The 14,177-nt window shown below is 40.7% G+C and carries 11 protein-coding genes; 8 read left to right on the forward strand and 3 right to left on the reverse strand.

All coding sequences use genetic code 11. The annotated features are described in order from the left end of the window. Positions 1 to 2: 2 nt before the first annotated feature. From DMZ48_RS13460 to DMZ48_RS13495, 8 genes are all read left to right on the forward strand, one after another. The gene (locus DMZ48_RS13460; RefSeq protein ID WP_143955674.1) at positions 3 to 1,343 is read left to right on the forward strand and encodes a 4Fe-4S dicluster domain-containing protein; all 1,341 of its coding nucleotides are present in this window, start codon (positions 3 to 5) and stop codon (positions 1,341 to 1,343) included. Between the two features lie 10 nt (positions 1,344 to 1,353). Further along, a complete protein-coding gene (locus DMZ48_RS13465; protein ID WP_143955675.1) occupies positions 1,354 to 1,803 on the forward strand; it encodes an LNS2 domain-containing protein in 450 nt (149 codons plus the stop codon). 54 nt (positions 1,804 to 1,857) lie between these two features. Continuing rightward, positions 1,858 to 2,649, forward strand: a complete 792-nt coding sequence (locus DMZ48_RS13470; protein ID WP_143955676.1) for a (Fe-S)-binding protein — start codon at positions 1,858 to 1,860, stop codon at positions 2,647 to 2,649. A 16-nt stretch (positions 2,650 to 2,665) separates the two neighbouring features. Next, positions 2,666 to 3,151: an ABC transporter ATPase gene (locus DMZ48_RS13475; protein WP_143955677.1), complete on the forward strand. Its 486-nt coding sequence runs from the start codon at positions 2,666 to 2,668 to the stop codon at positions 3,149 to 3,151. An 84-nt stretch (positions 3,152 to 3,235) separates the two neighbouring features. Continuing rightward, on the forward strand, positions 3,236 to 6,160 hold the full coding sequence (locus DMZ48_RS13480; RefSeq protein ID WP_143955678.1) for a serine hydrolase domain-containing protein: 2,925 nt from the start codon (positions 3,236 to 3,238) through the stop codon (positions 6,158 to 6,160). A 151-nt stretch (positions 6,161 to 6,311) separates the two neighbouring features. Further along, complete coding sequence (bshA, locus tag DMZ48_RS13485; RefSeq protein ID WP_143955679.1) at positions 6,312 to 7,439, forward strand: N-acetyl-alpha-D-glucosaminyl L-malate synthase BshA; 1,128 nt, start codon at positions 6,312 to 6,314, stop codon at positions 7,437 to 7,439. A gap of 208 nt (positions 7,440 to 7,647) precedes the next feature. Further along, positions 7,648 to 8,814, forward strand: a complete 1,167-nt coding sequence (locus DMZ48_RS13490; protein ID WP_143955680.1) for an OmpA family protein — start codon at positions 7,648 to 7,650, stop codon at positions 8,812 to 8,814. Between the two features lie 434 nt (positions 8,815 to 9,248). Then, positions 9,249 to 10,961 (forward strand): carbamoyltransferase family protein, encoded by a 1,713-nt coding sequence (locus DMZ48_RS13495; protein WP_143955681.1) that lies wholly within the window; start codon positions 9,249 to 9,251, stop codon positions 10,959 to 10,961. On the opposite strand, the gene DMZ48_RS13500 is transcribed toward DMZ48_RS13495, so the two are convergent. From DMZ48_RS13500 to DMZ48_RS13510, 3 genes are read right to left on the reverse strand one after another with little or no spacing between them, the layout of a single operon-like run. Beyond that, positions 10,938 to 11,177 carry an acyl carrier protein gene (locus tag DMZ48_RS13500; RefSeq protein ID WP_143955682.1) on the reverse strand — a complete coding sequence of 80 codons (240 nt, stop codon included), beginning with the start codon at positions 11,175 to 11,177 and terminating at the stop codon, positions 10,938 to 10,940. The genes DMZ48_RS13495 and DMZ48_RS13500 overlap by 24 nt on opposite strands. Then, a complete protein-coding gene (locus DMZ48_RS13505; protein ID WP_162558722.1) occupies positions 11,174 to 12,889 on the reverse strand; it encodes an HAD-IIIC family phosphatase in 1,716 nt (571 codons plus the stop codon). Before DMZ48_RS13505 ends, DMZ48_RS13500 begins: the two co-directional genes overlap by 4 nt. Before the next feature lie 23 nt (positions 12,890 to 12,912). After that, positions 12,913 to 13,974 (reverse strand): hypothetical protein, encoded by a 1,062-nt coding sequence (locus DMZ48_RS13510; protein WP_143955684.1) that lies wholly within the window; start codon positions 13,972 to 13,974, stop codon positions 12,913 to 12,915. Positions 13,975 to 14,177: the final 203 nt, after the last annotated feature.

A 14,177-nucleotide genomic window follows, 5' to 3' on the forward strand; every position in this document is an offset into this window, starting at 1 on the left:
TCATGGGTTTTATCTCTCAGATATTATTTGCAGTTGTACTAATTGCTGGAATCGGATATTTTGTCCGTAATATCAATAAACTGCGGAGAAATATAAAACTGGGGAAGCCTGTTGATCGTTCCGATAATAAAGCCGAGCGTTGGAGAAATATGGCTTTGATCGCTCTGGGACAGAAAAAGATGGTAGTGCGGCCAATACCTGGTTTATTGCATATCATCGTCTATGTCGGATTTATCATTATAAACATAGAGGTACTGGAGATCGTTATCGATGGGTTATTTGGTACGCATCGGGTCTTATCCTTCCTGGGAGGCTTCTATGACTTTCTAATCGGTTCATTTGAGATTCTTGCATTACTGGTGATTGTATCGGTAACTATATTCTGGATCCGTAGAAATGTGATTCGATTAAAAAGATTCTGGAACCCGGAAATGAAAGGCTGGCCCAAAAATGATGCGAATTATATCCTCTATTTCGAAGCGGTTCTAATGCTTTTGTTCCTCACGATGAATGCAGCCGATCATCAGCTTCAGCAGGCCGGAGCAGCGCACTATGCACAGGCAGGGGCATTCCCGGTAAGCGGGATGATCAGTTCTGTATTTGGAGGATTGGATGTTGCCAGTCTGATCGCAGTAGAACGAATGGCATGGTGGTTTCACATTATAGGAATTCTGATATTTTTGAATTACTTGTATTTCTCTAAACATCTCCATATCCTGTTGGCATTTCCGAATACCTGGTACGCTAAATTAACACCGAAAGGACAGTTCGATAATCTGGAAGCGGTTACCAAAGAAGTCATGCTCATGATGGATCCCGATGCGGATCCGTTTGCTGCGCCGGAGGAAACTGAAGGAGAAGAGGAGCCTGGTAAATTTGGGGCCTCCGATATTTTTGATCTCAACAGGGTACAACTTTTAAACGCCTATACCTGTACGGAATGTGGTCGTTGTACCAGTGAATGTCCGGCAAATCAAACGGGAAAAAAATTATCTCCCCGTAAGATTATGATGGATACCCGCGACAGAATAGAAGAGGTAGGGAAGAATATCGATGCCAATGGCGGTAAGTTTGCCGATGATGGAAAACAACTGTTGGATGGCTATATCAGCAGAGAGGAACTTTGGGCCTGTACCACCTGTAATGCCTGTGTGGAGGCTTGCCCGGTAAGTATCGATCCCTTATCGATCATATTGGAAATGCGAAGATATCTCGTAATGGAAGAGTCTGCAGCACCTAATGAACTGAATGTGATGATGGGAAATATCGAGAATAATGCTGCTCCGTGGCCATTTAATCAAATGGACCGGTTGAACTGGAAAGAAGAAATTGAAACAACATAAATTGAAACTGATGAATAAAGAGGAAGTAGAGAAGTTACTACATGAGAAGTTGGAGGCGGGAGAACATGTAAGTCCTGTATTACCGGAAGGAATCAAGAATTACCTGATCGACATCGACGGTACTATCTGTGACGATATACCGAATGAAGAGCCGGAAAGAATGGCTACTGCACAGGTGTATCCGGATGCATTGAAAACCCTGAACAAATGGTTTGAAGAAGGACATGTTATCTATTTTTTCACATCGCGTACGGAAGAACATCGCGGAGTAACCGAAGACTGGTTAAATCGTCATGGCTTTAAATATCACGGTATGGTGATGGGAAAACCTCGTGGAGGTAATTACCACTGGATCGATAATCACCTGGTAAAGGCTACCCGATATAACGGTAAGTTTACAGATCTGGTCGACAAGGAAGTTACCATTCAGGTTTTCGACGACGGTAAACACGATCAATAATACGGAATAAGGAATCCATCGGATTTCCTAATTCCATTAATGCACCCATTAGTTATGAGTGAAGTGATTAAGGTACCAACCATGGCAGAATACATGGGCTTGGGGAAAGTTCCCGAAGTTCTATTCTGGGTGGGTTGTGCCGGTAGTTTTGACGACAGAGCAAAAAAGATCACCAAAGCCTTTGTCAGGATCCTGAATAAGGCAGGTGTTGATTTTGCAGTACTGGGAACGGAAGAAAGCTGTACTGGAGATCCGGCTAAAAGAGCTGGAAATGAATTTCTTTTCCAGATGCAGGCAGTTACCAATATTGAAGTTTTGAATGGTTATGAGATAAAAAAGATCGTAACCACCTGTCCGCATTGTTTCAATACCCTCAAGAATGAATATCCTTCCCTGGGTGGTAAATATGAGGTCATCCATCATACGCAGTTATTGCGTTCTTTGTTGGATGAAGGCAGATTGACCATCGAAGGAGGAAAGTTTAAAGGGAAACGCATTACTTTTCACGATCCGTGCTATTTAGGAAGAGCGAACAACGTGTATGAAGCACCGAGAGAGCTGATCAGAAAACTCGATGCGGAACTTGTAGAAATGAAAAGTTGTCGCTCAAGAGGACTATGCTGCGGTGCAGGGGGAGCTCAGATGTTCAAAGAACCAGAGAAAGGGGATATGGATGTTAACGTTAAACGTACGGAGCAGGCCTTAGAAACCGCACCTGAGATCATTGCAGCGGGATGCCCTTTCTGTAATACGATGATGACCGATGGCGTGAAAGCCAAAGAGAAGGAGAACAGTATCGCTGTTATGGATGTAGCAGAACTTATCGCAGCAGCGGAAGATTTATAATTAAGAGAAGAGAATCATGTTAGTTGAATTTGAAAAATTGCCGGATTATTCAAAAGTTTGGATTTATCAGGCAAACCGATCGCTTACAGATGATGAAGCAGAAGTGATCAAAAAAAGGTTGGATGAGTTTCTGACGCAATGGACCGCACATGGGGCCAGCCTGCAGGCGGCCTATGAATTACGGTACAAACGATTTATTATCATTGCGCTCGATCAGGAATTCAATGCTGCATCAGGATGTTCTATCGATACCTCGGTAAGATTCATTCAGGAATTGGAGCGTGATTTCAATATTGATCTGCTCGATAAGATGAACGTATCATACCGTCAGGGAGATTTTATAGCCTATAAACCATTAGCTGATTTTAAAAAGATGGCGAAGCAAAAGGCGGTTTCTCAGAATACCATCGTATTCAATAATCTGGTAACAAATAAAGAAGAATACCTTAACTATTGGGAAGTCCCCGCCAGAGATAGCTGGCATGCCCGGTTTATGAACTGATTTTTAAGAATATTAACCGAAAAAACAGGAAAGTCAGGATTTTTTCCTCAAATTGACAACCCTGAAACTAAAACTACTTGCTCAATGAAATGGAATAGATTGGTGCTGTTGCTGGTGTTTTATGTTACAGGACTTATAGCACACGCACAGCAGATTAGTCCGCTTATAGCAAAAGATCACCTCGAACAACAAAAATGGGTCGATAGCGTATATAATGCTATGACTCTGGAAGAAAGAATCGCTCAGCTTTTTATGATTCAGGTCTTTACCGACAAAGGAAAGGTCCACGAAGAATCGATAAAGAAGATCGTCAGTGATTATCAGATCGGTGGGGTTATCTTTTCCAAAGGTGGACCAGTTAGGCAGGCGAAGCTAAACAATACGCTGCAACAACTCTCCAAAACCAAAATGCTGGTTGCCATGGATGCCGAATGGGGGCTTTCCATGAGACTTGATTCTACCTTCGCCTATCCCTATAATATGATGCTGGGTGCCGTTAAGGATGATCACCTGATCAAACAGGTAGGAGAACGTCTTGGATATCATTGTAAACGTCTGGGGGTACATATCAATTTTGCTCCGGTGGTAGATATCAATACAAATCCTGATAATCCGATTATCGGTAACCGTTCCTTCGGTGAGAATATGGAGAAGGTCACCGAACTTTCACTTGCCTTTATGGAGGGTATGCAGTCTGCAGGAGTTCTGGCGAATGCAAAGCATTTTCCCGGTCATGGTGATACCGATCAGGATTCTCATAAAACCCTTCCGACTATAAGTTTTGATGCAGAACGAATCGATAGCATTGAACTCTATCCCTATAAAAAACTTTTTAAGAACGGACTCGCCAGTGTTATGGTGGCGCATCTTAATGTACCTGCACTGGAATCCCGCAATAATTTTCCTTCCTCGCTTTCGGAAGATATCGTAACTGGGTTGCTCAAACGAAAATTGAACTTTGATGGTTTGATCTTTACCGATGCCCTGAATATGAAAGGAGTCTCTGAATATGCTGCTCCGGGGGCGGTTGATCTGGCTGCGTTTCTGGCCGGTAGTGATGTTTTGCTGATCCCTGAAGATGTAGAGAAGGGAATCGGCACACTAAAGGAAGCTTATGATAAGGGGGTGATTTCCGAAGGAAGGCTTTCCCATTCTGTTAAAAAGATCCTGAATGCAAAATATATGGTCGGTTTGAACGATTATCAACCTGTGGTAACCAATAATCTTGTTTCTGATCTGAACTCCGTTAACGATCAGGTTCTAAGGGAAAATATCGTAGCCAATGCGATCACTATCGCTCAAAATCTCGATCAGCAGATTCCACTCAGAGATCTCGATAAACGAAATATCGCTTATCTCCAGTTTGGCGATGGTAATGGAGCCGTTTTTTTGAATGCATTACGAAAATATACGAAGGTTGATGTGGTAAACGGAGATGATCTTGCGGATATCCTGAAGTTTCTGTTACCATATGAGACCGTGATCATCGGGTTTCATAAAAATACCGATACCCCATGGAAGGATTATAAGCTTACCGATCAGGAAATACACTGGCTGAATGAGATCTCACGTACTAAGAATGTGATATTCGATGTATTTGCTTCTCCCTATACTTTGTTAGATCTTCGTACGATCACCAATATAGAAAGTATTATTGTAAGCTACCAGAATGATGCTATGGCTCAGGAAAAATCTGCCGAACTTATTTTTGGAGCCATTGGAGCCAGAGGTAGTCTTCCTGTATCTGCCAATCCGTGGTTGCCTGAGAACAGAGGTTTTATAACACATCCGCTTTCCCGGCTTGGATTTGGATCTCCCGAGAGTGTTGGACTGGATTCAGAGCGTTTGAAAAAGGTGGATTCAGTGATCAAAAGAGCTATTAGTTCCGGAGTGACTCCCGGAGCTCAGATTCTGGTTGCCAGAAAAGGGAAGGTGGTTTATGAAAAAAGCTTTGGAAAATTCTATTATGGATCAGATGCTGATAAGATAACCGATCAAAACATTTATGACCTCGCCTCCTTGACGAAGATAGTAGCGACCCTACCGGTTTTAATGCAGATGGTGGATGAGGATAAGTTGAATTTCAATACGACACTGGGCGAAATGCTACCTGAACTTAAAGGAACCAATAAGGAAGACCTTCGACTTGTTTCGGTGCTGTCACATTATGCACGATTAAAGCCCTGGATTCCTTTTTATATGGAAACCCTGAATGATGGTACCAAAAAGCCGGATGAAAAGTACTACCGTGAATCCCCACAAGGTAAATTTACGGTGAAGGTTGCCGATGAACTATACATGAGAGAGGATTATAAGGATAGTATCTTTAAAGAAATTAAAGATAGTGATCTGTTGAAAAAACTTCAGTATCGTTATAGTGACCTGCCTTATTTTCTGATGAAGGAATATATTGAAAAGGAAACCGGAGAGACCCTCGATCAGGTGGTTCAGGAAAAATTCTATCGTTCTCTGGGAATGAATTATACCACCTATAAACCCTTGGAGAAATTTAGGAAAGGCGAGATCGTGCCAACGGAAGTGGATGATTATTATCGTTATCAGACGGTTCAGGGGTATGTTCATGATATGGCTGCAGCTATGTTGGGTGGTGTGGCAGGACATGCCGGACTTTTCAGCAATGCGAACGATTTGGCAAAGCTGATGCAAATGTATCTTCAGAAAGGATACTACGGTGGTGTTCGTTACTTCAGTGCCGATACTTTTGATAAGTTCAATACTTGTTATTTCTGTGATCAGAATGTGAGAAGAGGTGTTGGTTTCGATAAGCCGCAATTAGGAGAAGCAGGCCCGACCTGTGGTTGCGTATCCATGACGAGTTTCGGTCATAGCGGGTTTACAGGTACTTATGCCTGGGTAGATCCGGAAGAAGAACTCGTGTATGTCTTTTTGTCCAACCGGACGTTTCCAACCATGGAAAATCGTAAACTCATTTCGGAAGGTACCCGGACGGTTATCCAGGAACTGATCTACGATTCCATAATTTTTTAGTGATTTCAGGGAGTTTTTATGGAGGTCGATATCGCGTATTGACAGAATTAAGATTCTGACAACATTTTTGTACATTTTAAAAACATAACTTTGTAAGTATTGGTTTAAATAGCAGACCAAACACGGGAATATCCGACTTAAAAAAGTATCAATGATCATAGGAATTGTTTGTTATCCTACCTTTGGAGGAAGTGGTGTAGTAGCGACTGAATTAGGGATGGCACTTGCGAAACGCGGACATGAGATCCATTTTATCACTTACCATCAACCGGTACGCCTGGCATTACTCAGTGGAAATATACATTTTCATGAGGTAAATGTGCCTGAATATCCATTATTTCATTATCAACCCTATGAATTGGCGCTTTCGAGTAAGCTTGTAAATATGGTGAAGCAGTATAATATTGAATTACTGCATGTTCATTATGCGATCCCTCATGCCTATGCGGGATATATGGCTAAAAAAATGCTGGAAGCTGAAGGGATTCATTTACCTATGGTGACCACTCTGCATGGTACTGATATCACTTTGGTAGGTAACCATCCGTTCTATAAGCCGGCAGTAACCTTTTCGATCAACCAATCGGATGAAGTTACTTCCGTATCGGAAAGCCTTAAAGAGGATACTTACAGGCATTTTGATATCGATAAAGAGATCCATGTGATTCCAAATTTTATCGATATTTCCAAATACAAGAAAGATTTTACCGATTGTCAGCGTGAAATGATGGCAGACCGGGGAGAGCGAATCATTACGCACATAAGTAATTTCAGAAAGGTGAAGCGTATCCCTGATGTGATTAGAACCTTTTACTCCATTCAAAAAGAAGTCCCTTCCAAGCTCATAATGGTAGGCGAGGGGCCCGAAAAAGAGCGGGCTGAAGAATTAAGTGATGCTTTGGGAATAGGCAGAAAAGTGATCTTCCTCGGGAATAGTACAGAGATCGATAAGATCCTGAGTTTTTCTGATCTTTTCCTCCTTCCTTCTGAAACCGAGAGTTTTGGTCTGGCAGCACTGGAAGCTATGGCAAATGGAGTTCCGGTAATTTCCTCCAATGCAGGCGGTATTCCGGAAGTTAATGTACACGGTTTCAGTGGCTTCCTTAGTGACGTAGGAAACTGTCAGGAGATGGCTGAGAATGCTATTTCGATTCTGAAAGACGGAAAAACGTTGCAATTATTTAAAAAACAGGCGTTTGAGCAGGCGAAAAAATTCGACATCAATGAAATTGTGCCTATGTACGAAGAAATCTATCAGAAAACCTTCTCTATTCTTTAAGAAATATTCTTATAATTCTTACAAATTTTACTTTAATCCGAATTTTAATTGGAATAAATTACATTTCATCTAAAATTGTTTTCGGATTAACTTTTCTTTGATCGATATTCAATTAAATTATATACATTTATGTTGAGTTTCAATCTCTTGTACTCTTAAGTATAAGTAACTCAGGTGTAAAGAATTTCACAGCCACAAAAAACATTATATGAAAAATCTTTATTTTTACACCTGCTTGCTATGTATTTTTGCCTCAAATTACACCTTACTTGCTCAAAGAGATGATGAAAGCGCCACCTGGTATTTCGGGATCGGATATAACGTAGTTGATGATTCGGGTCGTGAAGCACGACAATTATTCGACATCAGTAAAAACTGGAATTATGTCTGGTTTCCATCCACAGTGACCGCTGGATACATGTTCAACAATGGATTCCGTGTAACGTTTATGGGAAACTATAACCAATACAAAGACGGAAAACAGATCAATCTTAAGGATCAGATCGGCGATGAGCCTTTTTGGGCCTTCGACGGGTTGGTTGAATATGGATTGAACATCTTCTACCGGGAAAGAAATCGAAATCTTATTGATCCATTTCTGAGTGCGGGATTCGGGTATACCTCGAATGACGCAGCGTATGACGGAATGACTTTTGATGCCGGCGGTGGACTCAATCTCTGGATCGACCGTAATTGGGCGATCAGTATGAGGGCACTCGGTAAATGGGGGATCGGAGATAATAAGAACAACTACAAACATTATTCGATCGGCGTATTGCTGACACCAGACCTGTTTAAGAGGTGGAGTATGAGAAGGGCTGGAAGAAGGTCTGTCTCTAATTCTACGTCCCAACCGGTTCCGCCGGCGTATGTTCCGGATACAACTCCAGACGAGCCTGTTGTCGAAGATACTCCGGTTGAAACAGAACCCGCAGTGGTTACTGAACCGGTCGTACCACCCGCACCTACCAAATCTGAAGAAGAACTTCTTTGGGAAGAAATGGAAGAAGAACTGGGTAGAATCGCTATCGTATATTATGCATTCGATTCATCTTATCTCACTGAAGATGATAAAGCCATTGTAGAAGAACTCGTAGAATTTATGAATAAATATCCACGTGCTAAACTAGATATTCAGGCACATGCCGATTCACGTGGATCTGCTGATTATAATATGTGGTTATCACAGAAACGAGGTAAACGTATCGTTGATTACATCGTCTCTAAAGGGATCGATGAAAAACGCCTGACTTACACGGGATTCGGAGAAACTCAGTTGGTGAATCGTTGTGCAGACGGAGTACCTTGTAGTGCCGAAGAACAAAGACAGAACAGACGTACAAAATATGTGCTGATACGACTGGTAAATGAATAGAAAATATCGATCGATATAACTAAAAAAGAGCGGGATGTATTTATCCCGCTCTTTCTATTTTATTTCGATTCAACATCCTGATAATCAGTATATTGAATTTAGAGTAGTAGCGTGGTGTATTTTTAAGTTCTGGATTTGGACAGGTGAATTTTAAACGCTGTGAAGGATAATTTCTATATGCTTTTTAAATAACGAAAAAACTGTCCTTTTAAAGTATTTTTTTGGTGGGTATATAGGTCTTGGGTACTTTAACTTAGTTTTATTTGTACCCCTTAAATGTTGATACCTTTTAATTTTTTATACTTCGCAAAAGAAGTTAAAAATCTATCGTTATATTCCCGGAGCTTCGGAGAATTTCACTGGGACGGTATTACTGTTTCACAAGCGGAGCATTTATTTCCTTTTTACATAATCAATCCAACAAATTTAAAGCTATGGTTATTCTAGGCCTGAATTATTATTTTCATGATTCAACTGCATGCATCGTTGTAGATGGTAAATTGATTGCCGCAATGGAAGAAGAGCGGTTGAACAGGGATAAACATACGGATATGTTTCCGGAAAAGGCTATCGAGAAATGTCTCGAATTGGCCGGTTTGGGGTTTGAAGATATCGACCATATTGCAGTCTCGATAAAACCTTCTACACATATGTTCAAAAAGATCACCTATGTGATGAAGAATCCCAAAACCTTCGTTCCTTTTGTGGGGCACCATATTGTTAATGCCTATGCCAAGCAACGTAGGTTTAGGCTGTGGTATCAAAGAAAATGGAAAAAGTATACAGGACCAAAAGTTCATTTTTTTGAGCATCACCTGACGCATGTTGCCGGTACTTTTTATGTTTCTCCTTATAAGGAAGCAGCTTTGCTGGGTATCGATGGTTCCGGAGAATGGGGTACAACCTGGCTGGGTCATGGTATCGGTAACGATATAAAGAAGTTTGGTGAAAGTTTCTTTCCAAACTCTTTAGGTTCCTTTTACGAAACTATTACACAGTTCTGTGGTTTTAAACCCAACTATGATGAAGGAAAGACCATGGGATTAGCACCTATGGGTGACCCGGATGTTTTTCTGGATGAAGTCAGGAAAATGGTACGTATAAATAAATCCGGAGAGGTATGGATCGATCAGACTTATTTTAACTATAAATATCTCATAAAGGAACGCTACTCTGCCAAGTTTATCGAAAAATTTGGAGAACCCAGGGCACCCGGTGCTCCTTTCCGTGAAAACCATATCAATCTTGCTGCCTCCTTTCAAAAGGTACTGGAAGAATCAGTACTTAAGATCTGCGATATCCTTCATGAACGTACAAAATGTGATTATCTCGTAATTGCCGGAGGGGTCTCTCTCAACAGTGTTATGAATGGACGGATTGTACGGGAGAGCAAATTCAAGGATGTATATGTAATGCCGGCTGCCGGAGATAACGGTACAGCGATCGGTGCAGCTTTCTATCTTTACAACGGTCTTTTAAAACAGGAACGGATCTGTATACACGATAATCCTTACCTAAGTACCTATTATACTAATGATCAGATAGGAAAGGCAATTGCCGGTGCTAAATTACAAGCGGATTATTATGAGGATATTACTGAAAAGGCAGCCGATCTGCTTGCTGAAGGAAAGATCATAGGATGGTTTCAGGGTCCCATGGAAATCGGTCCTCGTGCGTTAGGCAGTAGAAGTATTCTTGCAAATCCGGCTTATCCAGATATGAAGGATAAGATCAATGCTGAAGTGAAGTTCCGCGAAGCCTACCGACCTTTTGCACCATCAGCGCTTTTGGAATCGTATAAGGAATTCTTTGACCTTGAAGTGGAGTCTCCGTTTATGCTGAAAGTATGTAATGTAAGAAAAGAAAAACAAGAGGTAATCCCTGCTGTGACTCATGTCGATGGTAGTGCACGATTGCAAACGGTACGGAAAGAACAGCATCCGATATATCATGAGCTAATTCGCAAGCTTGGCAATAAGACCGGGGTGCCTGTTGTGCTTAATACTAGCTTTAATATTCAGGGTGAACCAGTGGTAGAGTCACCTCAGGATGCTTTACGATGTTTCTTTTCTACCGGTCTGGACTATCTTGTTATTGGTAATTATGTTTTGAGTAAAGAGGGTTCAGCTGGGAAGACGGGAATTTAGAGATTCGATAATGTCTCCAACGTTTTTCCATTGCGCGACCTCACTGGTTTCAAATTTGACATTGAATTCATTCTCGATCTCGACCACCAGATAGATATGATTCAGTGAATCCCAGGTATCGATGTCTGCTGCTACGGTTTCCGGACTGATCGAAATGCTTTCATCTTCAAAAACGTCTTTAAATACCTGATTTAATTTTTCGATGATTTCACTCATTGGATAAAATGTTTTTGGATGACAAAATCTTTGATTTCTCCTTTGAATATACCTTTTTCAACGGGGGTCAGTCCTACTTTTAAAAGTAGCTCTGCAACCATTTTGTTTTTTGCTGTAGGAATATATTCACCCGAAAGATACCGAATTTTTAGTCGTTTAAGATCCTTTGATATATTTTCAAGAACAAAATCTTCGACACCTCTTTTCAATACCCTGCAACTCATTATCCAGGTATCGATAAAAGCCTCTTCCGGAGATACAAGCTTTAGTACCAAAACAGAGATGAGTCCGTAATCTCCGAATTTATCGCTTAATTTAACGGTATAGGTTATATACCCGGGGCTATTTGCTATGGCCGTGATCTCCTGTTCCGTATAGCGTATCGTTCTAAGGTTGTATTGATTTGAACGTTGTGTTAATTGTGCGATGCGAGGAATATCCTGAGAGTTGAAGGCAGAAATGTCACCTTTCATGGTTAATGACTCTAAATAATCGTCGATACTTGAATATTTGATCTGAAGGGATCTTCGTTCCGCCTCTTCCTGATATTGACGGGTACGGTCTTTATCCTTTTCAGAATAACTCGCTATATCGAAAAGATCCAATTGCTGAAGAAACGGCAGGTAGAAAGCAGGGTCTGCAGGTAACTCAGGCACCGTTATATTTGGATGTCGCTGGCGAACGATCTCTCTTTCTGCAGGATTATCATCTAAAAAAACCATGGAGTCAAACCCTATGTTCAACACTTCCTGAATGTGGGTGATATTATCAGCCTTATTGTTCCAGTTAGCAACGAAAACAGCGATATCTTCCAATTGCAGTAGCATGTTATGATTTTTAAGAAAAGCTTCCTTTGCTATTTGTTCATCATTTTTGCTACAAACTGCAAGAATGATTCCACGTTCTTTCAACGATTTGATCCATTGTTGTAATCGCGTATAAGCTTTACCGATACCGAGATCTCCGATCTGTATATTCTCAGGTCCGTCATCACCGATAATACCACCCCATAAGGTATTATCCAGATCCAGTATAAGACATTTTTTTAGCTTTCCTTTCATCGCTCCGATAAAGGAAGTAGCAGTCTTTGCCATGTCAAATTGGGTTTCCAGTGTATAAGGCAGATCGCTACTCAATAACAGGGAGGCATCCCGATAGGGGTTATTTCGAAAAAGGATTTTTTGAATATCCAATACAAAAAAGCCAGTATATTTTGCAGTCAGTTCCATCAATCCGGAATTTAACAGATAAAATTGCCGGAGTAAACTTTGGTCGGTTTTACTAAAATAATTTCCAAATCCGTTATCATCGTAAAGTTCAAAGGTGAACATCATAATTTTAGCAACCGGATTATGTGTATTGATCAGTTGAATACGCCTTTCGATCACTTCCAGAAAGTGATCCGCCAGTGTTGCTTTGGCCTCTGTGCTCATCGCATAGCTTTTATCTGCTATTTTCAGGGCACTTTCGAGAATGATGATTATTTCCGATTTCGCTTTATAAATTCCAGAATCAGGATCCAGTAATTCTATATCTGTCTGATCATATGCCCCTTCATGAATTTCCGGATTGTATCCGGATAGTATCAACAGGTTTCTTATATGATCTTTAAAAAAATGCGTGGTATAATTCCCAAGGATTCCAACAGAAACCGGGATGTTAAGAGAAGTGTCCTTTTTCTTAGCCAATTTACGGGCTGTCATATAGTTCATAGTGTCCATTACCTTTCTCTACTTTATCGTCCGTCACCGTCTCTAAGCACGAATTCGTGTTGCTCCAGATGAACATCTTTATAGGCTACCAGTGACTTTTCATTCTTATGCGCAAGAATGATCGGATTTAAGGTTGCTAATATTCCTGCAAGGTTATCATTGGTGGTGATCAATCTGGTACATTTATGCTGATAATATTTAAGCATTAGCGCATTTGCGATGATCTCAGTATTTTCAGGCTCATACAAGGCAAGTTTTACCGATAGGGTAGTTCCCGTAATAACATAACAAAGAAATCCTTTGATATGATTATCAAGGGTTACAAATGCTGCGGTGATTTGATGTTTCGATGATGCGTTTATATTGATTTCCGGATATTGTCTTGGGTCCATTAACCAGTTCAGATATGTAGCGTCTTTTACAACGAAGTCATCATTCATAAGGTTTTTGATATAACCTATGTTCTGATCATCAAAGCCCGCCACCGGAAGAAATCCTATGCCTGAAGAACGGTTCTTATTGACCTTTTTACCATATTGATCTCTAAGATGTAGGGCAGTAGCATTAGCAAACCGCAATGGATATTTCATAAAGTCCGGTAACGAATAACGGTCCATCACCAGCTCTTCTGGTATTCTTGTGAAAATGGTATAGATACTTCTGGGTCTGAGTTTTTTGAACAGTCTTTCATTTGCATAGAACTTTTCTGTAACCTTTGTATAACTACCCACTAAAATTTGACCATTCAGTCGTTTAATGGCTTCAAAATAGATCAGGGATCCCATTTTATCCGCATTCGAGTCTTTATCAGAAATAGGGAAGGACTCCCAATTGCGCAGCCAGTATTTTTTTTCAATCGTTGACTTACCTGTCCTTACAACGGCAGGAATCACCTCAATTTGACTAACGATACGGTCGTTCTCCAATGCGAGGATCGCTATAATATCAGCATCATCCGCATATGGATTATCGGTTAACCAATAACCGCGCTCCAATGAAAACGGTGGTTTGCCGCTTTTCCATAAAGTTCTGTTATCCAGTGATGTGCGGAGTTCTGATCTGTCTAAGGCGATAATATTGACCAATATGATATCGTTTAAAACCTTAAGTTAATAATTAGATTTTAAAAGAGGATTTATTTTTTGTTGACTCTGAAATAATTTCGGTTAAGTACCATGTTACAATAAAACGAGTAGCTGTAAAACCGTTGTAATTAAGATGTAAATAATTCTGAGTACTTATTACTGCTGCTTATTGATTTTTTTAGTTTCCTCCTTTACCTAAACTG

Source organism: Robertkochia solimangrovi, from assembly GCF_007279655.1.
Taxonomy (GTDB): domain Bacteria; phylum Bacteroidota; class Bacteroidia; order Flavobacteriales; family Flavobacteriaceae; genus Robertkochia; species Robertkochia solimangrovi.